Annotated in this window: 13 protein-coding genes and 14 tRNA genes; 8 read left to right on the top strand and 19 right to left on the bottom strand. The window is 36.5% G+C overall.

Annotation, left to right across the window (positions count from 1 at the left end; all coding sequences use genetic code 11):
* Nucleotides 1-302: 302 nt before the first annotated feature.
* From fadJ to DK858_RS04825, 3 genes are all read right to left on the bottom strand, one after another.
* Entirely contained in the window at nt 303-2462 is a 2160-nt protein-coding gene (gene fadJ / locus DK858_RS04835; RefSeq protein ID WP_370685748.1) for a fatty acid oxidation complex subunit alpha FadJ, read from the bottom strand.
* The gene (fadI, locus tag DK858_RS04830; RefSeq protein ID WP_109396420.1) at nt 2462-3766 is read right to left on the bottom strand and encodes an acetyl-CoA C-acyltransferase FadI; all 1305 of its coding nucleotides are present in this window, start codon (nt 3764-3766) and stop codon (nt 2462-2464) included. The genes fadJ and fadI overlap by 1 nt, the downstream gene beginning before the upstream one ends.
* 234 nt (nt 3767-4000) lie before the next feature.
* The gene (locus DK858_RS04825) at nt 4001-4297 is read right to left on the bottom strand and encodes a YfcZ/YiiS family protein (RefSeq protein ID WP_006533378.1); all 297 of its coding nucleotides are present in this window, start codon (nt 4295-4297) and stop codon (nt 4001-4003) included.
* 345 nt (nt 4298-4642) lie between these two features.
* On the opposite strand from DK858_RS04825, the gene fadL reads away from it, so the two are divergent.
* A complete protein-coding gene (gene fadL, locus DK858_RS04820; protein WP_109396419.1) occupies nt 4643-5998 on the top strand; it encodes a long-chain fatty acid transporter FadL in 1356 nt (451 codons plus the stop codon).
* A gap of 80 nt (nt 5999-6078) precedes the next feature.
* Here fadL and mlaA read toward each other — a convergent pair whose 3' ends face one another.
* From mlaA to DK858_RS04805, 3 genes are all read right to left on the bottom strand, one after another.
* Complete coding sequence (gene mlaA, locus DK858_RS04815) at nt 6079-6816, bottom strand: phospholipid-binding lipoprotein MlaA (protein WP_109396418.1); 738 nt, start codon at nt 6814-6816, stop codon at nt 6079-6081.
* 542 nt (nt 6817-7358) lie between these two features.
* Nucleotides 7359-7433 (bottom strand) — tRNA-Arg (locus tag DK858_RS04810).
* A gap of 201 nt (nt 7434-7634) precedes the next feature.
* Nucleotides 7635-8405 carry an AraC family transcriptional regulator gene (locus DK858_RS04805; RefSeq protein WP_109396417.1) on the bottom strand — a complete coding sequence of 257 codons (771 nt, stop codon included), beginning with the start codon at nt 8403-8405 and terminating at the stop codon, nt 7635-7637.
* A gap of 104 nt (nt 8406-8509) precedes the next feature.
* Between DK858_RS04805 and DK858_RS04800 the strand changes: the two genes are divergently transcribed.
* The 4 genes from DK858_RS04800 to phsC all read left to right on the top strand — a co-directional run bounded on the left by DK858_RS04800 (nt 8510) and on the right by phsC (nt 13834).
* Nucleotides 8510-9316 carry a sulfite exporter TauE/SafE family protein gene (locus DK858_RS04800; protein ID WP_109396416.1) on the top strand — a complete coding sequence of 269 codons (807 nt, stop codon included), beginning with the start codon at nt 8510-8512 and terminating at the stop codon, nt 9314-9316.
* Nucleotides 9317-10185: 869 nt separating this feature from the next.
* Nucleotides 10186-12465 carry a thiosulfate reductase PhsA gene (gene phsA, locus DK858_RS04795; protein WP_109396415.1) on the top strand — a complete coding sequence of 760 codons (2280 nt, stop codon included), beginning with the start codon at nt 10186-10188 and terminating at the stop codon, nt 12463-12465.
* A 14-nt stretch (nt 12466-12479) separates the two neighbouring features.
* A complete protein-coding gene (locus DK858_RS04790) occupies nt 12480-13058 on the top strand; it encodes a 4Fe-4S dicluster domain-containing protein (protein ID WP_109396414.1) in 579 nt (192 codons plus the stop codon).
* The gene (gene phsC / locus DK858_RS04785; protein ID WP_109396413.1) at nt 13055-13834 is read left to right on the top strand and encodes a thiosulfate reductase cytochrome B subunit; all 780 of its coding nucleotides are present in this window, start codon (nt 13055-13057) and stop codon (nt 13832-13834) included. The genes DK858_RS04790 and phsC overlap by 4 nt, the downstream gene beginning before the upstream one ends.
* Nucleotides 13835-14805: 971 nt before the next feature.
* On the opposite strand, the gene DK858_RS04780 is transcribed toward phsC, so the two are convergent.
* From DK858_RS04780 to DK858_RS04720, 12 genes are all read right to left on the bottom strand, one after another.
* Nucleotides 14806-15108, bottom strand: coding sequence for a helix-turn-helix domain-containing protein (locus DK858_RS04780; RefSeq protein WP_109396412.1), 303 nt, complete (start codon nt 15106-15108; stop codon nt 14806-14808).
* A gap of 2273 nt (nt 15109-17381) precedes the next feature.
* Nucleotides 17382-17457: transfer RNA gene (locus DK858_RS04775), tRNA-Val, on the bottom strand.
* A 14-nt stretch (nt 17458-17471) separates the two neighbouring features.
* A tRNA-Lys gene (locus DK858_RS04770) sits at nt 17472-17547 on the bottom strand.
* Between the two features lie 41 nt (nt 17548-17588).
* Nucleotides 17589-17664, bottom strand: a tRNA-Lys gene (locus tag DK858_RS04765).
* A gap of 41 nt (nt 17665-17705) precedes the next feature.
* Nucleotides 17706-17781 (bottom strand) — tRNA-Lys (locus DK858_RS04760).
* Nucleotides 17782-17822: 41 nt separating this feature from the next.
* Nucleotides 17823-17898: transfer RNA gene (locus tag DK858_RS04755), tRNA-Lys, on the bottom strand.
* Between the two features lie 38 nt (nt 17899-17936).
* Nucleotides 17937-18012: transfer RNA gene (locus tag DK858_RS04750), tRNA-Lys, on the bottom strand.
* A gap of 41 nt (nt 18013-18053) precedes the next feature.
* Nucleotides 18054-18129, bottom strand: a tRNA-Val gene (locus tag DK858_RS04745).
* Between the two features lie 43 nt (nt 18130-18172).
* Nucleotides 18173-18248 (bottom strand) — tRNA-Val (locus DK858_RS04740).
* Between the two features lie 157 nt (nt 18249-18405).
* A tRNA-Val gene (locus DK858_RS04730) sits at nt 18406-18481 on the bottom strand.
* A gap of 38 nt (nt 18482-18519) precedes the next feature.
* Nucleotides 18520-18595, bottom strand: a tRNA-Val gene (locus tag DK858_RS04725).
* A gap of 38 nt (nt 18596-18633) precedes the next feature.
* Nucleotides 18634-18709, bottom strand: a tRNA-Val gene (locus DK858_RS04720).
* Between the two features lie 318 nt (nt 18710-19027).
* Between DK858_RS04720 and gltX the strand changes: the two genes are divergently transcribed.
* The 3 genes from gltX to DK858_RS04705 all read left to right on the top strand — a co-directional run bounded on the left by gltX (nt 19028) and on the right by DK858_RS04705 (nt 20782).
* Nucleotides 19028-20446 carry a glutamate--tRNA ligase gene (gene gltX / locus DK858_RS04715; RefSeq protein ID WP_109396411.1) on the top strand — a complete coding sequence of 473 codons (1419 nt, stop codon included), beginning with the start codon at nt 19028-19030 and terminating at the stop codon, nt 20444-20446.
* Between the two features lie 157 nt (nt 20447-20603).
* Nucleotides 20604-20679, top strand: a tRNA-Ala gene (locus DK858_RS04710).
* A gap of 27 nt (nt 20680-20706) precedes the next feature.
* Nucleotides 20707-20782, top strand: a tRNA-Ala gene (locus DK858_RS04705).
* A 60-nt stretch (nt 20783-20842) separates the two neighbouring features.
* Here DK858_RS04705 and DK858_RS04700 read toward each other — a convergent pair.
* Nucleotides 20843-21595, bottom strand: a complete 753-nt coding sequence (locus tag DK858_RS04700) for an SDR family NAD(P)-dependent oxidoreductase (RefSeq protein ID WP_109396447.1) — start codon at nt 21593-21595, stop codon at nt 20843-20845.
* Nucleotides 21596-21694 lie beyond the last annotated feature (99 nt).

Here is a 21694-nt window from a genome sequence, read left to right as displayed (position 1 = left end):
TATCCCTATCTAAAATCTTCAATACCCTAATTGCAATAGTATTATTAAGCTTTTTAAGATCATACTGTTGGTTTGCAAATTAACATCATTGCCAGGATCTTATTTTAAAAAGCTTCGTTTTTAAATTTATGTTCAAATAACCATTTTGCCATATCTGGCTATCATTGACATTTTCGACCTCTTTTTCCATTAAAAATTCATCAATTATTAATCTGACGCAAAAACGACAAGAAAAAAAGGCGCCTAAGCGCCTCAATCAAAACAAATGTCACAAAAGGAAAAAGCAATGGTAAGAGATAATATTAATCGTAAAAACGTTCATTTCGTTTAGCCATTTCAACTAAACGTTCACAAGGGCGATATTTTTCTCCATATTTATCGGCGAGTTGATTAAGCTTTTCTGCCACCTTTGTTGTTCCCATACTGTCCATATAACGGAATGGGCCACCAAAAAAAGGAGGGAAACCGATACCAAATACAGCACCAATATCACCATCTCGTGGCTGCTTTATAATATTTTCATCTAAACAACGAACGGCTTCATTTAACATTAGTAATAAACAACGTTCTGTAATTTCAGAGGAAGAGTGTTGGTTTTTAGGCTTAATTTGTAATAGTCGATATATCGCTGGATCAGGCTGCTTTTTATTTTTACCTAATGAGAAAGGTAATGCATGTTTTGCATAAAGATAAAAACCTCGTCCATTTTTACGCCCTTTTCTATCATCAGCAATAATGGCATCGACAGCAGGAGGAGAAGCAAATCTTTCACCAAATGCATCCACTAATATCGGCGTTATTTTTGTACCGATATCAATACCCACTTCATCTAATAACTGAATAGGTCCAACAGGAAAACCAAACTGAACAAGTGCTTTATCAATATGTTCAATAGGCTCTCCTTGTACTAAACATGTCAATGCTTCACTAATATAAGGAGCAAGAATACGGTTAACATAGAATCCAGGTTTATCACCAACAACTATTGCAACTTTGCCCTGTTTTTTAGCAAAATTGACTGTTGTAGCAATGGTTTTTTCATCTGTATTTTCATGTGGAATAACTTCAACCAAAGGCATTTTTTCCACAGGACTAAAATAGTGAAGCCCAATCACTTTTTCTGGATATTTTGCCGTTTCAGCAATTTTATGAATAGGCAGCGAAGAGGTATTTGAAGCAAAAATAATTTTACCTTTACCCACTTCTTCAATATCTGCGACCATCTTTTGTTTTAAAGCCAAATCTTCAAAAACCGCTTCAACAACAATATTCGATTGATGAAAACCGCTGTAATCTAAAGAGCCCGAAAGCAACCCCATTTGGCGCTGACGTTCGCGCACAGATAATCTTTTTTTACTCACTTTGGCTGAAAGTGCTTGCCAACTATAATTCAGAGCCTGAGCAATTCCCTTATCGCTGATATCTTTAATTCTTGCTGGTAAATTACCTTTTGTCGCTGTAACAAAGGCAATCCCTCCTCCCATTAATCCACCACCTAAGATACCGATATGATGCAAATTATCTGGCTTTTCAGATGAGCCAGTTTCATTTTTAAGTGCCGTAGAAGCAAAAAAGAGATGTCTTAATGCAGATGAAACCGGCGTCATAGCGAGTTCGCCAAATGCATTTGCCTCTTCTTTAAACCCAGTTTGAATATCCTTTTCAAGACCACGTTCTATAACATGAAGAATACGTTCTGCTGCTGGATAGTGGCCTTTTGTCTTAGCTAATGTACGTTTTTTTGCTTGCCCAAACAGTATATTCCGACCTAAAGTCGTGTTTGCCAAAAAACGATCCATCATCGAATGCTTTCTCTGCTCTTTTTTACCCACTAAGATCCATTTAGCAGCAACATCTAACAGAATATCTTGTGAGACAACATCATCTACAAGGCCTAATTTTAAGGCCCGTTTCGCATTAACTTGTCTACCCGTTAAAATCATATCTAACGCAGATGTCACACCAATAAGACGGGGTAAGCGTTGAGTGCCGCCAGAACCTGGCAATAATCCAAGTTGTACTTCAGGAAGTCCTAAACGCGTTTTACTATTATCAGAACAAATTCGCCCATGACAGGCTAAGGCCAACTCAAGCCCTCCGCCAAGGCATACGCCATTAATAGCGGCCACAACAGGCAATGGATAGTTTTCAATTTGAGTAAAAAGATCTTGTCCAGCTTTTGCGAGTGCACTCGCTTCTTCTTTGGTTTTACAATCCGCAATCATGGAAATATCCGCACCGGCAATAAAACTGTCTTTTTTACCTGAGGTGATAATTAATCCTTTTACTCCAGAGTGTTGCTGTGCTTGCTTTAAAACATCTTGAAATTGTTGCACAAACTCTGCTTTTAGCGTGTTTACTTTGTCACCAATAACATCAATCGTGATAACCCCCACTTTGTCATTGCGGACTGAGAACTGAAAAACAGATGATTTTTCTAGTGTTGTTTGTTGTTGTTCCATTATTCCACCTCCAAAATCATCGCTGCACCCAATCCACCTGCTGCGCAAGCAGTAGTCAATCCAAACCCTCCCCCTCGTCGTTTAAGCTCATGCAGTGTCTGTGTGACCATTCTTGCACCAGTTGCAGCAAATGGATGTCCATAAGCAATAGAACCACCTAGCACATTAAATTTATCCATATCCACTTCTCCAATCGCCTTGGATAATCCTAGTTGCTCTTTAGCGAACTGCTCACTACCAAACAGTGTCAAGTTACTGAGTGTTTGTGCGGCAAAAGCTTCATGCATATCAATTAGTGTTAGATCACTTAATGCAAGGCCTGCGCGAGAAAGTGCAAGTGGGGTGGCATATGATGGCCCCAATAGCATATCTTTCCAGACATCTGTCGCTGTAAAAGCATAACTGCGTAAATAACCTAAAGGTTGATAGCCAAGACTTTTAGCAACAGATTCTTTCATCATTAATACAGCGGCTGCGCCATCGGTTAATGGCGTGCTGTTTGCGGCAGTGACACTACCATGGCGACGGTCAAAAGCGGGTTTGAGTTTGGCGTAAGAATCAAGAACAGAGTTTTTACGAATATTGTTATCTTGATGAAAGCCTTCTTTGTAAGGTGGAAAAAACGCAGTCATCACTTCATCGTCTAATTTACCCATCTCCCATGCTTTCGTTGCTAATTGATGAGAGCGATGCGCTAATTCATCTTGAGCTATTCTTGAAATATGGTACGTCTTTGCCATTTGTTCCGCCGTATCTCCCATACGTAATCCAGTTGAGTATTCAGCAACGGCTGGTGCTACAGGAAGGAGATCACGAAATCGTAATTGGCTTAAATAACTTAATCGTTGACCTAATGATTTGGCTTTATTTAGGCTTAATAAAACATCGGCAAGCTTTTTACTCACACCGATAGGCAACACTGAAGACGAATCTGCACCACCAGCAATACCGACAGAAACATGTCCGACCATCATACTTTCAGCAACATTAGCTATCGCCTGAAAACTTGTTGCACATGCTCTTGTTACACTATAAGCATCTGTTTTTACGCTTAATCCTGCGCCAAGAACAATTTCTCTAGCAATATTCGGTGCTTCTGGCATTTGAACCACTTGCCCGAAAACAAGTTGATCAATAATTTCAGGAGGAATTTCATTGCGAGTCACTAATTCTTGAACCACTGAACGCCCTAACTCAACCGCAGGTATTCCTCGATACGCAGTCGCTTGTTTAGCAAAAGGTAAACGTAGCCCACTGACAATAGCGATGCGATCTTTCATAGCACTGTTCGTTGATGACTTCATAACGGCTCCTGACAAAATGATTTCCTAACACCAAAGAGGTCTGACCTGATAATAGTGTTAACAAAAAATTCACTTTTCAGAAACGTCATTTTACAAGAAGTGGGAGTTAGCGCTCAATATTTCGATGAAATGTCTGAAACTTAACAATAATGATAGAAAAGATAATAACGTGATGAAGGGATATAAAAAAGGCTGTTGAATTTCAACAGCCTTAAATCTATTCATTTCAGCGGATTAACGTAATCCCAACTGAAAGATTAAGTTTTCTGCTTCACAAGAGAATGTAAAATCAGCGGTGAGTTGAACACCACCATCAACATCAGCAAATTGTTGATTGATTTTGCAAGGCTCTGAAGCGATAGATTGTGCTTTTGCACTAAGTTGATCTAACATTGCTTGCGCTTGTACTTTATCAGCGAAGACATGCTGATATGACGCTGTGCAATTCTTATTGTCAATAATAGTACCCACATCTACACAACAGCAAGCAGCGGTTTCTTCTGCACTACAACGATTAATTGCGTCTGCCATTTTAGTCTCCCAACGAAAGAAATGTTAATTATCTATCATAATCGCAAAAAAATAAAATAAACTGCTTTAGCTCAAATTTTATTACAATTTTACAAAAATAATTGATTATCCTGTTTATTTAACAATCAAAAACACCTTTATCGGGATGTTTTGTAAAAAATATGTTAACCAAATCCCAATTATTGAATCCAAATGGCAATATTTGTAAAACATACTTGCAACATTCAGGGTAATCAACTTTATACTTAATCAACTGGTCTGATTTGTCATAACGACAACCGCACCTAAAATCCAGCGCTTCTAATCAGAAGTTACTAACTTAAAAAAATTATGAGGGTTTAGGTCATGAACCGTAAAAACCTGTTTACTCGCACAGCACTAGCTGCCATTGTAGGAACAATTTCCTCTCAAGCAGGCGCTGCCGGTTTTCAGTTAAATGAATATTCTACTTCAGCACTAGGGCGTGCATTTTCAGGGGAAGGCGTTATTGCTGATGACGCCAGCGTAGGTAGCCGTAACCCAGCGGCACTCACAATGTTCGATCGCCCTGAGTTTTCTGTCGGTGCTATCCTTATTAACCCAGGCGTTGATGTTAAAGGTAAATCACCGCTTACCGGTACGGATACCACTGCAAAAGATATCGCACCCAGTGCATTAGTCCCTAATATCCACTTTGTAGCACCAATTAATGATAAATGGGCTATCGGTGCATCAGGTACAACAAACTTTGGTTTAGCAACAGATTTCCCAGACGATTATCCTGCTGGTCTTATCGGCGGTAAAACTGATTTGAAAACCATGAACCTAAACTTAAGTGCGGGCTACCGTGTGAATAACCAATTTAGCGTAGGTTTGGGGCTAAATGCTCTTTATGCTGATGCTGAAATTACTCGACATGTTGGTGAAGCGGGTAAAGTGTTAGGTGGCGCATTATCTAAAAAGCCTGGTATGGAACAATTAGGTGGTTATTTATCAAGTCTGCCAGCAAATGCTCGCTTTGCTCAATTAAAAGGTGATGCATGGGGCTTTGGCTGGAATGCGGGCTTACTGTATGAGTTTGATGAAGATAATCGTGTGAGTTTCACTTATCGCTCTAAAGTAAAAGTGAAATTTAAAGATGGCGATTATCAAAGTGACTTGCGTTCAATCCCACAACTTGAAGGAATGGGTATTGTAGGCACTAACGGCGAAACCATTAAAGGTAAACTTGACCTTAACTTGCCTGAAATTTGGGAATTTGCCGCTTATCACCGTGTAGCACCAAAATGGGCTGTTCATTATAATTTCGCTTATACAAGCTGGAGTGCATTCGAAGAGTTAAAAGCCACTCGTAAAAGTGATGGTCAGCAACTCTTCAAGAAAGAAGAAGGCTTCCGTGATGCATGGCGTGTGGCTTTAGGTACAACCTATTATCACGATGATAACTGGACATTCCGTACCGGTATCGCTTTCGATGATAGCCCAGTTCCTGCAGATAAACGTTCTATTTCTATTCCAGACCAAGATCGTTTCTGGTTAAGTGCAGGGGCAACTTATGCATTTAACAAAGATATGTCTGTTGATGTCGGCTTAGCGTATATGCACGGTAAAAAAGTCACAATCAAAGAGAAATTATCTGAAGATTTACCATTACCGGCTTACGAATTTGAATCATCAGGTAAAGCCTGGTTATACGGTATGAACTTTAATTACCGCTTCTAATTTCTCACTGCACGTTCTACACAAAAAATGGTCTTTTTTAAGACCATTTTTTTATTTATTAAGCTAAAAAAGATAATTCACTAATCAATGGAATCTAAATCATCTTCAATGGCTTTCGCATTAGGGTTCTCTTTCACTATACCCGCTTGGAAGTCATTACTTTGGAAATAAGCCTCACGCATCATTAAATAAGGATCAGATGAGTTTTGTAAAATCGCATCAGAGTCGAGCAATTGCGCGCGTGTTTCAATGCCTTCTAATGCCCACTTACCCGCTGACATCCAAAATGTTAAATAGCTCAACATAGGGTAGGTTAAATCAGCCCAATCACCACCTTCTTCACGGACAGTAAAACTACCATAGCCTGGTACAACAACATAAGGGCCGTAATCCATGCCATAATGACCTAATGTGCTACCAAATCGCATTGGCACTTCTTTTTCCATCGTTTCTTTAGACATACCAGCAACATCTATCAAGCCACCCATACCAAAAACGGTATTGATCCAGAAACGACCAAAATGTTTAGCCCCTTTTTCAAAATCACCACGCAATACACTGTTCACCATACTTGCTGGCTCTTCTAAATTACCTAAAAAGTTAGATAAACCATTTCTTGCTGGTGGTGGCACATAATCACGCCAAACAACAGCAACTGGACGTAAAATATAAGGGTCTAACACATAGTAGTTAAAATCAAACATCTGGCGGTTAAACCCTTCTAATGGGTCTGAGCGCCCTTCCCCATTATTAGAGGTACTTGCACATCCTGAAAGTAAGGCAACTGAAAGAGCAACACCGCACAGGCGATACTTCATAATGTTCTCCGCTAATTATCTTATGATGAGCAGCATCATAGTTCGCATATTCATAAATTCTAGACATAATACTGTCAATGTATAATAAGTGGTACTTTTATTAGGTTTTGATCTTATAAGATAATTCGGTTTTTGTGATTACCTTATCGAGCTGATTTAAAATATTAACCCGATATTATGGGTAAATATAAAAATATATGATGTTATTTAATTATATTCTACTTTCAATACATCGAGTAAATAAGACATTCACGTATTATCTGCTAATGGTTTTAATCATTTTTCGGCTTCGGTGTATTTGCAGGAAAATCTATAACAACGATATATCCAGCGTTAAGAAAAACGGCAATATGTTCACTTAATACACTCATAAGTAATAAAAACTTTAAACATCAAATATTATTAATTGATTTTATGTCCATATAAAAACCTATATTTATTATCGAACATTGAGTAAGGAAGTTAAATAATAACCATAATAGCGTGAACTGAATAAGCACAGCACTAGGAGGAGTGTTTAGATTTACAGCATGGGTAATAGATGGCGTTCCCTACAGGAATCGAACCTGTAACTAGCCCTTAGGAGGGGCTTGTTATATCCATTTAACTAAGGGAACATACGTAGAAAAATCAAATGTAACTGATGGACGGGCTATATTTTACCTCCCTCACTCTCTATTAATCAAGTTTTAACGCACTGATATTGGAAGGAATTTTTTTGTTTCTTTTTTGAACAATGTGATTTAACTTAAAAACCACCTAATATATACAAGAATCAATGATTATGTTTTTGCTTATATCTGTCTATTTTATTAAAACTATTTCAACTGTTTTAAAAACACTTTAGGTGAATATCCCATCTCTTTATTAAACATCGCACTAAAGGCGCTCGGATTTTCATAACCCAGTTCTAAAGCAACTTCAGTGACTGAATCACCTTTCTTTAAAGCAGTTAACGCATACATTAAACACGCTTTTTGTCGCCAATCTCGAAAAGAAAGGCCTGTTTCTTTATGAAAAAAACGGGTAAAAGTACGTAGGCTCTTATTTAATTTTTCAGCCCACATTTCTGGTCTCGTGCGAATATTGGGTTTTGACATAAATTCAGTACACAATTCATCTAATAAAGCATGTTGTGGTAATGGCGTAAAGTAAGGTAATGGCTTTGCCTGAGCTAATTCATGGCAAAGCAAAGTTAATAATGCACTGTCTCGTCCTCCTAAATCATAAAGTAAAGGAAGCTCATTAGCTGAAAGTAATAGCTGATGAAGCAGAGGTGAAACTTGTAAAACCTCACAATATTCTGAGTGACGAGGAATTTTATTCGGCTCAATATAGAGACTATAAGTACTACTACCCAACATTAACACCTGATGTACTTTTTCTGCAGGGATCCACACGCCACTGTAAGGTAATACAATCCATTGACCGTCTTCTGTTTTAACTTTCATTACACCATTAGGGGCATATAAAAATTGTGCTCGCCGATGATGGTGAGCTTCAAGTAATGTGTCATAAGGATAATCAGAGCCTAATGCCAAAATATCACGAGGAAGATTATCCACACTGTTGATATCGATATTACGCATAATAATTAAATTGTCCTAAATTCGTATAAACTTGTCATTATCGCGTGGGCTAGCCATCATTTTATTCTATATTGTTAATCTCCTGACTCAACAGGAGATTTGAAATGACACTCTGGCTGATTTCTTTTGGTTTAATTTCAGGCATTACAACATGGTTATTTGGCTTTGGTGGTGGCTTTGTTACTGTTCCTTTACTCTACACACTTATTTTAACACTCTGGGGAATAGACAGTTTACCGGCTGAGCATGCTATGCAAATCGCCGTTGCTACTTCAGCATTAATTATGTTGTTTTCTGCGACAGTCACAACCATTACACACCATAAAGCAAAAAGACTTAATTGGAGTATCATGTCCATTCTGTTTATTGGTATCGCGTTTGGCGGGATCGTAGGTGCTCTTCTCGCCTTAACGGTTGAAGGTACATGGATCAAATGGTTTTTTATTGGTTATCTTTTTGTCACTATTTTAGACTGCTATTTTCGCCCCGGTTTTATGGCTCCTACTACTCACAATGCAAAAAAAGTGACCAAAGCAAAAGAGAGCATTAATGGTACTGTGATCGGTATTATTGCCACTTTTCTTGGGGTGGGTGGAAGCGTGATGACTGTTCCTCTATTGCGCCGTAGAGGAACACCAATGGCACAATCAGCAGCAATGGCAAATGCATTAACCTTACCTTTAGCACTCACAGCAACATGCACTTACGTCGCCCTTTCTTTTACTTCACCTTTAAATAGTGAATCTGGTTTTATTGGTTATATTTGGCTAAAAGCTGCACTTATTCTGATTTGTAGCACCTGGGTTGGTTTAAAGATCTCTGAACGCTTTTTATCTCGTATTCCTGACAAATGGCATGCAAGAATTTACCCTCTGTTACTGATCCTTGTTTTAATTGTCATGTTGTTTTAAATCCTTTCTTCTTATATAGAAAATAGACAGGTAACAAACAACGAAAAACAATAATGACTACATATAAAATGGTGGCATTGAATATTCAATAAGTCGCCATTTTTTAACATTCCGCCCCATTTTTTCCTACGCGCCTTCACTTAGCTTTAATGCTATCAAGACACATAAAACAAAAAACATCTCATTTTGACAATCACGACACAGTATCATAACTATTAATATGATTAATTAATATTTAAACATAATGAATAATAATTTATAAACTGTCTCATATTTAGTCTCAGTCTGATCATGTTTAACTGCACGTTTTTTGTACCACACCTCATTCATTTATTTTTCTATTTTATTTTTATTTATTATCAAAATAATAAGTTAGCTATTTTTCACAAGAAGATAATTTAAGAAAAACTAAATTTAAATAGCATCAAAAGTATTATTTATCCTGATTTTTAAATAACAAATTAATTACAATGTGAACAAAATTCGATATATAATAATATATATATCGATAGGCTTTTTTGTCAAATTATAATTATTATTAATCATATATTTAAAATACACTTTAATAAAATAGATTAATAACATAAGCCAGTGAATTTAAAAGAACAATTTATAGCTACCATATCTATAAAAAACCTCTATTCCTTCTCCAAAACTTTATAATAGCATTCAAGAGAAGAAAATAATTATCATTTGATTTTGTCTATTTTAATTAATTTATTTAGTGATATTTATTAACTTCTTATTCTCTATTATTTATTATTTACAACTAACTCATCACTTATGGATTAATAAAATGGAGACGCCTTCAAATATTTATTTAACCGTCCGTATATAATATTTAGCTATAAGAAGAAACTGGAGGTTATATGAGTATTAGTCGTCGTTCTTTCATTAAGGGGATGGGGATAGGATGTGTGGGTTGTACCGTGAGTAGTTTACCACCAGGTGCGCTTGCATTTAATCCTGTAGATTCTCTTAAGGGTCAGTCAAAATTAACACCTAGTCTGTGTGAAATGTGTTCTTATCGTTGTCCAATAGAAGCTCAGGTTGTTAACAATAAGACTGTTTTTATCCAAGGAAATAGAAATGCAGAACACCAAAGTAGCCGAGTTTGTGCAAGAGGCGGAAGTGGCGTTAGCCTAGTTAATGACCCAAACCGTATTGTCAAACCTATGAAGCGCAAAGGTCCAAGAGGTGCGGGTGAATGGGAAGTGATAAGTTGGGAACAAGCTTATAGCGAAATCGCCGAAAAAATGAATGCCATAAAACAAAACTATGGCGCAGAAAGCATCTCTTTTTCCTCAAAATCTGGATCGCTCTCTTCTCATCTTTTCCATTTAGCGGCTGCATTTGGCTCACCCAATACGTTTACACACGCATCAACATGCCCTGCAGGTAAAGCTATTGCAGCATCCGTTATGATGGGTGGCGATCTTAAAATGGATCTCGCAAATTCAAAATATATTCTCTCTTTTGGTCATAATCTTTATGAGGGTATTGAAGTTGCAGAAACTCATGAACTAATGACAGCACAAGAACGCGGTGCGAAATTAGTAAGTTTTGATCCTCGTTTATCTGTTGTTTCAAGTAAAGCTGATGAGTGGTACGCGATCCGCCCAGGCGGGGATTTACCTGTTCTAATGGCAATGTGCCATATATTAATTAAAGAAGATCTTTACGATAAAGATTTCATTGAGAAATTTACAGTTGGTTTTCCACAATTAAAAGAAGTTCTACAAAATACAACTCCAGAATGGGCTCAAGCACATTCTGATGTTCCAGCTAAAGATATTGCTCGTATTGCCCGTGAGATTGCAGCTCAAGCACCTCACGCACTGATTATGCCAGGTCACCGCGCAACCTTTAATAAAGAAGAAATTAATATGCGCAGAATGATCTTCACCTTCAATGCATTGCTCGGTAACTTTGAACGTGAAGGTGGCATGTATCAGAAAAAAGCAGCATCAAAATACAATAAACTTGCGGGTATTAATGTTGCACCTGAACTCGCTAAACCGAGCGTTAAGGGAATGCCTGAAATTACAGCAAAACGTATTGATGCTACTGCACCTCAATTTAAATATATCAATAAAGGTGGTGGTATCGTTCAATCTATTATTGATTCAACATTAAACGGTGTGCCGTATCAAACCAGAGCATGGATTATGTCTCGCCATAACCCATTTCAAACAGTAAGTTGTCGCCCTGATCTAGAAAAAACAGCACAAAAATTAGACTTAATTGTTAGCTGTGATGTTTATTTAAGCGAAAGCGCCGCCTATGCCGATTATCTATTACCTGAAACAACTTATTTAGAACGCGATGAAGAGATTTCTGATGTTTCAGGTTTAAACCCAGCTTATGCATTACGTCAACAAGTTGTCGAACCAATTGGTGATACAAAACCAAGCTGGTTAATTTGGATGGAATTAGGGAAAAAACTGGGACTAGCTCAATATTTCCCATGGGAAAATATGGGAGTTCGTCAGCTATATCAAGTCAATGGTGATGAAGCGCTGTATAAGGAAATCCATAAAAAAGGCTATTTGTCCTATGGTATCCCATTACTTTTGCGTGAGCCTTCTTATGTAAAAGCTTTTGTTGAGCAATATCCTGATGCTATCAAGCATGTAGATGGCAATAATATGATGGAAAAATCACTGTCATTTAAATCACCAAGTGGCTTAATTGAAATCTACTCTGAAGAATTAGAAAGCCGTTTAGAAAACTACGGTATTCCACGCTTCCACAATTTCCCATTAAAAGAAAAAGACGAGCTTTATTTTATCCAAGGAAAAGTCGCCGTTCACACTAATGGTGCAACACAATACGTACCATTATTAGCTGAATTAATGTGGAAAAACCCTGTTTGGCTTCACCCTGAAACAGCTAAAAATCATGGTATTAAACATGGTGATGAAATCATTCTAGAAAACAGTATTGGTAAAGAAAAAGCACATGCTTTGATCACTGAAGGCATTCGCCCTGACACCGTATTTGTTTATATGGGATCAGGTGCAAAAGCAGGTGCGAAAACAGCCGCGACAACAACAGGCGTTCACTGTGGCAACTTATTACATCATGAAATTAGCCCTGTATCAGGTACTGATGTGCATACATCAGGTGTCAAAATTAGTCGGGCTTAAGGAAAAAAATAACGATGAACAATAATGATAAACAATTTGTCATGTTACATGATGAGAAACGTTGTATTGGCTGCCAAGCTTGTACTGTTGCATGTAAAGTCATCAATGACATTCCAGAAGGATTTAGCCGACTTCAAGTCCAAATACAAGGTCCTCATGACGATGAAGCAGGCCATCCACATTACCAATTTTTCCGTGTTTCTTGCCAACACTGTGAAGATGCGCCTTGTGTTTCTGTTTGCCCTACTGGTGCTTCTTTCATTGATGAAAACGGTATCGTTCAGGTGAAAAAAGAGTTGTGTATCGGCTGTGATTACTGTGTTGGTGCTTGTCCTTACCATGTTCGTTATATCAACCCAGTAACGCATATCGCAGACAAGTGTAACTTCTGTTCTGACACTCGATTAGCTGAAGGGGGATTACCTGCATGCGTATCGGTATGCCCAACAGATGCACTTGCTTTTGGTCGTATCGACTCACCTGAAATTCAGGCTTGGATCAAACAAAAATCCGTTTATCAATACCAATTAGATAATGTCGGAAAACCAAGTTTATTCCGTCGTAAAGAAATCCATCAGGGAGATAAAGCATGACTAGTATCTGGGGAGCAGAACTCTATTATACGCCAGATTATTGGCCTGTATGGTTAATGGCAGCTGGTTTATTAATCGTTGCTATGATAGCAGTATTAGTTATTCATGGCTTACTACGCTACGCCCTTGCACCAAAACACGCTGGTCACTATGAAGAAGAGCGTGTTTATTTATACTCTAAAGCAATTCGTTTTTGGCACTGGGGTAATGCTTTACTGTTTATCCTATTGCTATTAAGTGGCTTTTTAGGGCATTTCTCTATTGGTAATGTTACATCAATGGTGCTGTTACATAAGATCTGTGGTTTTGTTCTTATCGCATTCTGGATTGGTTTTATTCTTATCAATCTAACGACCAGTAACGGCGTACATTACAAAGTAAGATTTAACGGATTAATTGGTCGTTGTATCAAACAAGCCCGCTTTTATCTTTACGGTATAATGAAAGGCGAACCACATCCTTTCGCGGCCACAGAAACTGATAAATTTAATCCACTTCAACAGCTCGCTTACTTAGGTGTGATGTTTGGTTTAGTACCACTGTTACTTATTACTGGATTATTATGTTTATATCCTGAAGTACTTGGTGAAGGTTATTGGATGCTAAAAGCGCACTTAGTATTAGGGATCGTGGCATTAATGTTTATTTGTGCACACTTCTACTTATGTACACTGGGTGATACGTTTACTCAAACATTCCGTAGCATGATCGATGGTCATCATCGTCATCAGAAACATGATGATCATGGTTCCGTAGCAGAAAAAACAGAACATTAATTTCTCAATATCCCTTCTGTTACGTTTTATTTCCTAAAATGCCCGTTTAAACGGGCATTTTTTTATCCTAATTCAGAATTTCATAACTTTTTTTGTAACAAGAAAACTATCTAATGCACAAATCACAGCGCTAAAAAATATGCCTAAATGGCTATCTATTACTGCGATTCATAAAAACCGAGTTTATACAAATCGTAAAGGCTGAAGTTGGCTATGTCGTAACACTACAGAAGAGATCTTACCATTTTTATGAGTAACAAATGTTTTATATCCAGAACAAGCAAAACATATTGCTCTCTCTAAATAGACCTAACAGATCTATAAAGCATTTTTAATATCCCCACACCGACCAGCAATTAAAACATATTCTTAAATAGCTCAAAGACTCATTGTTACTACCTTTTCATCATGAACAAAAGGAAACAATAATCCATCCTGATATGATATTAACTACCATTATCATAAATAGTCATTTAATGATAATACTTGACTTTTGATCTGATAACCTATTTTCAGCAATACCTATATTTTGCATTTATCATATTAAATGGACTCTTTTTAAATTTATTGGTGTGAAAAACATAAGTTATACGTTTAATAGCTTTAAAAATGTTATCAGGAAGTAAAGTAGTGGTGGGTTATATAAGAGGTAATTTTATGAGATGCTTATTCTAAACAAGCATTAATTAGCTGTTTTTTTCTCATACAAATAAATATGATAATATATTTCTCTAAACATAAAGATTTCAGTTCATTTGCAATAAATTTATTCTTTTTTTTGTGAAAATTAAAAACATTTATCTCTATAAACGTAAAATGCCCTAATAAGGGCATTTAATTCATATAGAGGCTTTATTTATTCATTAAGAAAATTCTTATTATTAACTAACTAAAGAGAAACACTTATATAAGAATTATCTTACTCAAATTAGCTATTCTAAAATGAGTTGCTTTCTAATTTAAGAATATTATTAGAAAATAGAAAGAGCCTTGCTATCGAAATGAGCTGGAATATGTTGTTCATTACGCTCAGTTTCTTGAGACATTCCAGCTGTTACTTCTTCAAAGAAGCTACCAATATTAACGCCTAGTACTTCAAGTACTCTAACTAAGCAATCAATATCAATACGGTTTACACCACGCTCATAACGAAATAACTGTTGTTCACTAATATCAATCTCTTTTGCTAACTGAAATACAGTATAACCTTGAGATTTTCTTAATGACTTAATTTTTTGTCCAACTGCATAAGCGACTGGATACTTGCTACTCATAATATTGTTCTCGCTTTTCACTTTGATTGATATCTAATTTATAATGGTGTGTTCCTGCGCAATAATATATAAAAACATATATTATTGATGACACCTTTTTGTTTTAATAAAATATTATTTTTAGTAGATAAGAAATATTACAATTCAAAACATGACTTATCATATGTAAATAATATACTACGCATTTAAACACTTTCAACCAGTCAAAAAAAGACAGTACAGGTGAGATGATTTACTCATACTAGTAAATAATACTTAGGATAATGGTATATTATCTTTATTTTCATGTAGTTAAAATATTTTACTTATAAAATCACGCTTTTTTTTTCTTAAATTTTACTCATTAGTTAGAATTATTATCTATAATTATATTAATTTAAAGTATGATTATTGGTATTGTGTAAAAATAAATCAAGTTATGTCAGTCTAATTTATTTAAAATTATAAATTAACCTCATAAAGGTAACGATTTTTTTATTTTTATTAAATAGCTTAAGTAATATCAATGAAATCTGATAAGTTTATAAAAAATCAATATTACACTTTAATATCATTAGGTTACGAGATTTACATTAAAATATAGATATAAATCACATTTTAAACATTTGTTAATTAATTTATATAAGCATAAACACTTACTCTTTCAGCTAAATATATTTCATGCTCCTCAATTCCTTATTACACTATAATAAATAAAGAATAGATCTAATTACTCATTTTTTTTGAATTTTTATTAATGAATAACTTATTTTAATTTTCAATTAGATTGAAAATCTTTTTTATGAAATAGAAAAAAATCGAGTGTTAATATAAATATTTTGTTTTATCAGTAAGTTATTCGAAGAGCATACTTATTATCATAAAAACCGCTCTTGTTATGACGACACAATATTATTCTTTCTTGTTCACTCAAATACACACATTTTGTACATTGCAAAAAAAGAATAATCATCACACCTTAAGTCAAATCATCAAGGGAATGAACTATTAAATATCAGTTTTAGCATGATCTAATTTTGTTAAAAAAAAACAAAAATCAACCATTTCATATCCTAAGTAATTATACCTATTCCATATAAGAGTTATTCTTAGACTAAAATAAACATTAATATTTTTATATAATTTATATTCCTGCTAAATGCACAAATTTCTCCATTTTTCGTAAAAAATGAAATTAACCACTCTAGGACAAATCAATTACTGATGGAATAAGCGATTTTTGCTTTATATCATATATAATCCAGCGCATTATGATGTAAACATTGATAAACATCAAACTTTAAATCTAATCTCTTTTAAATTAAAACGTTAAGTAAACTCTCTCATTCTGTCGTATCTTTAAAAAAGAAGATAAAATATCATTATAATTAATCTTTCTTTTTGGTAGTGCCATTCAATGAGTTATAAAAAGTAAGAAAGATTAACTATAAAACCCAATTTTTGTCTTTTCATCTTCTGAACTTTTCCCTAAAAAAGGTGTACCACATATTTTTCATATGATGACTTAAAATGTTTTAACTTACTCATTTTATGAGAGATATTGCTCATAAAAAATGCTCAAATAATTGATAACAGTGTATTTAAGGTTGTTTAATTTTACGAATAAACTGGAAAAACCTATATTTACACTAAAAAGGAGTAGATATTTCTTTTTCAATTAGAGTCATTATTTTTATATTTTCAGTTCAAAATTTGTTCTCTACTCAAAAATAAATACATATCTTCTACTGAGTTAACTCTCTGATCTAAAATGATTAACTTAACAATAAAAGAATAACTTCTTTTTAAGCGCTCCAATTTAAATGTTAAAAACATGATTGGATAAAAAAGCAATAATAAAGAATCCGGCTTATGCTCTCTTTTCACAGAAAGCACAATGCAATAACAAGTTAAAACAATCTTAGTAACTCATAGATCAAAAGAAACAAGAGCAGTAGCTAAGTATTGCTTTGGTATAAAGGAATGAGCTCAATATAAGGAGGAGGAAAGCATACACGTGTAGGAATACACAGTCATGATAAGACGGTCAGCAAAGTAATAAGGCAGCAGACACAGAGAGAGAAAATTAAGGTTTAAAAGTATAACTAGATTTCATCATACAGTTATTAAAAACTAAATGGCTTTTATCGATTATCTTAGAGAAACGTGAGGAAAATAAAGAAGAAGGTATAAAANTAACTAGATTTCATCATACAGTTATTAAAAACTAAATGGCTTTTATCGATTATCTTAGAGAAACGTGAGGAAAATAAAGAAGAAGGTATAAAAAGAAGTGGTGGGCGGTATTGGGCTCGAACCAACGACCTCCTCCTTGTAAGGGAGATGCTCTACCAACTGAGCTAACCGCCCGCTGAACTATTAAATGGTGGGTCGTGGGCGATTCGAACGCCCGACCAATTGATTAAAAGTCAACTGCTCTACCGACTGAGCTAACGACCCATGTAATAATTTTTGCGTAAATTTGTAAGTGATTTGGTGAATGGTGGGTCGTGGGCGATTCGAACGCCCGACCAATTGATTAAAAGGCAACTGCTCTACCGACTGAGCTAACGACCCATGTAATAATTTTTGCGTAAATTTGTAAGTGATTTGGTGAATGGTGGGTCGTGGGCGATTCGAACGCCCGACCAATTGATTAAAAGTCAACTGCTCTACCGACTGAGCTAACGACCCATTTAATAATTTTTGCGTAAATTTGTAAGTGATTTTGTGAATGGTGGGTCGTGGGCGATTCGAACGCCCGACCAATTGATTAAAAGTCAACTGCTCTACCGACTGAGCTAACGACCCGTCACAATGTTCACTACTTTATGTTGTATTTTTAGGAATGGTGGGTCGTGGGCGATTCGAACGCCCGACCAATTGATTAAAAGTCAACTGCTCTACCGACTGAGCTAACGACCCATACCTAACTGTGTGATATTGCGCGAAATAACCGGATGAAGTGGTGGGCGGTATTGGGCTCGAACCAACGACCTCCTCCTTGTAAGGGAGATGCTCTACCAACTGAGCTAACCGCCCACTTCATAATGACTAAATTCTCACTACCACGCTTTAGTGTAATTGGTGGGCGGTATTGGGCTCGAACCAACGACCTCCTCCTTGTAAGGGAGATGCTCTACCAACTGAGCTAACCGCCCACTTCATAATGACTAAATTCTCACTACCACGCTTTAGTGTAAGGGGTGGGCGGTATTGGGCTCGAAGCAACGACCGCCTCCTTGTAAGGGAGATGCGCTGCCAACTGAGCTAACCGCCTAATCACACTAAATCATACAACTATCACGACGAAAATAATGGTGGGCGGTATTGGGCTCGAACCAACGACCTCCTCCTTGTAAGGGAGATGCTCTACCAACTGAGCTAACCGCCCAATCACACTAAATCATACAACTATCACGACGAAAATAATGGTGGGCGGTATTGGGCTCGAACCAACGACCTCCTCCTTGTAAGGGAGATGCTCTACCAACTGAGCTAACCGCCCAATCACACTAAATCATACAACGCTCCCGTCGAAAATAGTGGTGGGCGGTATTGGGCTCGAACCAACGACCTCCTCCTTGTAAGGGAGATGCTCTACCAACTGAGCTAACCGCCCGTCGTGATGGGGTGCATTATAGGGATACTGCGCTATGAGTCAACGATTTTTATCAGTTTTTTATTGTGAAAATGATCGTTCGTTTTATTTTTAGTCAAGATGCTTTTTTTAGCACCATAAGTGACACAGCAATTAACCAAAATAATCCTACGGATACTCTTCGTCAAACAAAAAATCATCAATTTGAAAATTTTATCTCTGTTAAAGGCTTAATGCCATTGAGGAATTAACATCCAGTGATAAAATAAGATAACCATTTCGTTTTTTTGATAATCACGATTACTTATCTATTAAGTAAGACGTACAAAGGCAATCCCAATGAGTAAAATAAAAACCCGTTTTGCACCAAGTCCTACTGGCTATCTACATGTTGGTGGTGCGCGTACCGCACTTTATTCCTGGTTATATAGCCGTCACAATAAGGGCGAATTTGTACTGCGTATAGAAGATACCGACTTAAAACGTTCTACACAGCCAGCCATCGATGCAATCATGGACGGTATGAATTGGTTAAATCTGAATTGGGATGAAGGTCCTTATTATCAGACTAAACGTTTCGATCGCTATAACCAAGTGATTGATCAAATGTTATCTGCGGGTACTGCATACCGTTGTTATTGCTCTAAAGAGCGCTTAGAACAACTCCGCGAAGATCAAATGGCAAAAGGTGAAAAACCGCGTTACGATGGTTGTTGCCGTGGTGGTAACCATAATCACACTGCTGATGAGCCTCATGTTGTGCGTTTCTTAAACCCACAAGAAGGTTCTGTTATTTTTGATGACAAAATTCGTGGCCCAATTGAATTTAGTAACCATGAGCTTGATGATCTGATTATTCGTCGTACTGATGGTTCTCCAACTTATAACTTCTGTGTTGTTATTGATGACTGGGACATGGAAATCACTCACGTTATTCGTGGTGAAGATCATATCAACAACACTCCTCGCCAAATCAATATTCTCAAAGCATTAGGTGCGCCTGTACCTGAATATGCTCACGTATCAATGATTTTAGGTGATGATGGTAAAAAATTATCTAAACGTTATAACGCTGTCAGCGTAATGCAATATCGTGATGAAGGATATTTACCAGAAGCACTATTAAACTACTTAGTGCGTTTAGGTTGGTCTCATGGCGACCAAGAGATCTTTACTATTGATGAAATGATTGAACACTTTACTTTAGAAGCTATCAGTAAATCAGCAAGCGCATTTAATACTGATAAACTACTCTGGTTAAACCATCACTACATCAATACACTGCCAGCAGAGAAAGTCGCAGTTCATTTAGATTGGCATATCAAACAACAAAATATCGATACTAGTAATGGTCCATCATTAGTTGAGTTGATCAAATTATTAGGTGAACGTTGCAAAACATTAAAAGAGATGGCTGAAAGTTGCCATTACTTCTATGTTGATTTCGAAACCTTTGAAGAAACAGCAGCGAAAAAACATTTACGCCCAGTTGCTCGTCAACCATTAGAAGTTGTTCGCGATAAATTATCAGCAATTACAGACTGGACAGCTGAAAATATTCACCAAGCTATTCAAGATACTGCTGATGAATTAGAAGTAGGTATGGGTAAAGTAGGTATGCCATTACGTGTTGCTGTAACTGGTGCAGGCCAATCTCCAGGATTAGATGTTACCGTTCACGCGATTGGAAAAACTCGTAGCGTTGCACGTATTAATAAAGCATTAGACTTTATTACTGAAAGAGAAAACCAAGCTTAATTTACTCGTTAATCTTGCTTATCAAGAAAGATACATCCCTAAAATAAGGAATGTATCTTTTTTTTGTACTCTTTTTCAGCAATCAATAAATAATGTGAGATTAACTGATTGACAGTATTGTGCTTGTTGCCTATTATCAAGCCCGTTCCAGTATGTTGGGGCTATAGCTCAGTTGGGAGAGCGCTTGCATGGCATGCAAGAGGTCAGCGGTTCGATCCCGCTTAGCTCCACCAATATACTTCTAGAACAATCCAATATGTGGGGTTATAGCTCAGTTGGGAGAGCGCTTGCATGGCATGCAAGAGGTCAACGGTTCGATCCCGTTTAGCTCCACCAGAATTTTAAGATCCTGAAGAGAAATCTTCGGGATTTTTTATTTTCTCACTTTATTTATTTCTATTGTGCAGTGTAACCACCATCAATGGCATAAAATGCCCCTGTTGAGAAACTGCTCTCATCTGAAAGTAAAAAAGCAACCGTTTTAGCAACTTCTTCTCTGGTTGCCATCCTTTTCATTGGATGTGTATTCGCCATCCATTCACGTACTTCATCTGGTAACAACTGCATCCTTGGTGTATCAACATACCCAGGCCCAATGGCATTGATCCTAATTCCTTTGTCTGCGAACTCAAGCGCAGCTGAACGAGTGATCCCTAACACGGCGTGTTTAGCCGCTGTATATGCTGAAATACCCGCAATTCCCACAATACCATTAGATGAAGAAAGGTTCACAATACTTCCGCCACCACTTTTTAATATTGCCGGTATGCCATATTTCAACCCATAAAATACGCCATTGATATCTGTATCAATTACTGATTTCCAATCTTCAATCTCATAATCCACGATAGATGTATTGTGAGGCCCCGTGATCCCTGCATTATTAACCAAGCCATGTAATGCTCCCACTTGAGCAATAATAGTTTCAATCATTTCTTCAACTTGAGAAAAAGAAGTCATATCAGCCTGTAAAGCAATGACTTTCTTGCCTGTTATATCAATTGACTGTGCTGTTTTTGTTATTTCCTCTAAATGCCGACCTGTAATAAAAACCGTTGCACCACGTTGAAATAGTAATTGTGCAATACCTTCACCTACACCTGTACTTGCACCTGTAACTAAAATCACTTTATTTTTAAAGTAGTCCATCATTTCGACTTTACCTCTTAACAATGGCATCGCATTTTATCAGATGCCCCAAAAGTAGTTAACTAAAGTTAACTATATAATCATTCTATTTGATTAACT

Source organism: Proteus faecis, from assembly GCF_003144395.1.
Taxonomy (GTDB): Bacteria; Pseudomonadota; Gammaproteobacteria; order Enterobacterales; family Enterobacteriaceae; genus Proteus; species Proteus faecis.
The sequence above is the reverse complement of the archived record's forward strand: the minus strand, read 5'-3'. Positions and strand labels throughout refer to the sequence as shown.

Bases quoted from the DNA above. Each gene is read 5' to 3' on its own strand.
- fadJ (WP_370685748.1), bottom strand. From the start codon at position 2,462: ATGGAACAACAACAAACAACACTAGAAAAATCATCTGTTTTTCAGTTC.
- fadI (WP_109396420.1), bottom strand. From the start codon at position 3,766: ATGAAGTCATCAACGAACAGTGCTATGAAAGATCGCATCGCTATTGTC.
- DK858_RS04825 (WP_006533378.1), bottom strand. From the start codon at position 4,297: ATGGCAGACGCAATTAATCGTTGTAGTGCAGAAGAAACCGCTGCTTGC.
- fadL (WP_109396419.1), top strand. From the start codon at position 4,643: ATGAACCGTAAAAACCTGTTTACTCGCACAGCACTAGCTGCCATTGTA.
- mlaA (WP_109396418.1), bottom strand. From the start codon at position 6,816: ATGAAGTATCGCCTGTGCGGTGTTGCTCTTTCAGTTGCCTTACTTTCA.
- DK858_RS04805 (WP_109396417.1), bottom strand. From the start codon at position 8,405: ATGCGTAATATCGATATCAACAGTGTGGATAATCTTCCTCGTGATATT.
- DK858_RS04800 (WP_109396416.1), top strand. From the start codon at position 8,510: ATGACACTCTGGCTGATTTCTTTTGGTTTAATTTCAGGCATTACAACA.
- phsA (WP_109396415.1), top strand. From the start codon at position 10,186: ATGAGTATTAGTCGTCGTTCTTTCATTAAGGGGATGGGGATAGGATGT.
- DK858_RS04790 (WP_109396414.1), top strand. From the start codon at position 12,480: ATGAACAATAATGATAAACAATTTGTCATGTTACATGATGAGAAACGT.
- phsC (WP_109396413.1), top strand. From the start codon at position 13,055: ATGACTAGTATCTGGGGAGCAGAACTCTATTATACGCCAGATTATTGG.
- DK858_RS04780 (WP_109396412.1), bottom strand. From the start codon at position 15,108: ATGAGTAGCAAGTATCCAGTCGCTTATGCAGTTGGACAAAAAATTAAG.
- gltX (WP_109396411.1), top strand. From the start codon at position 19,028: ATGAGTAAAATAAAAACCCGTTTTGCACCAAGTCCTACTGGCTATCTA.
- DK858_RS04700 (WP_109396447.1), bottom strand. From the start codon at position 21,595: ATGGACTACTTTAAAAATAAAGTGATTTTAGTTACAGGTGCAAGTACA.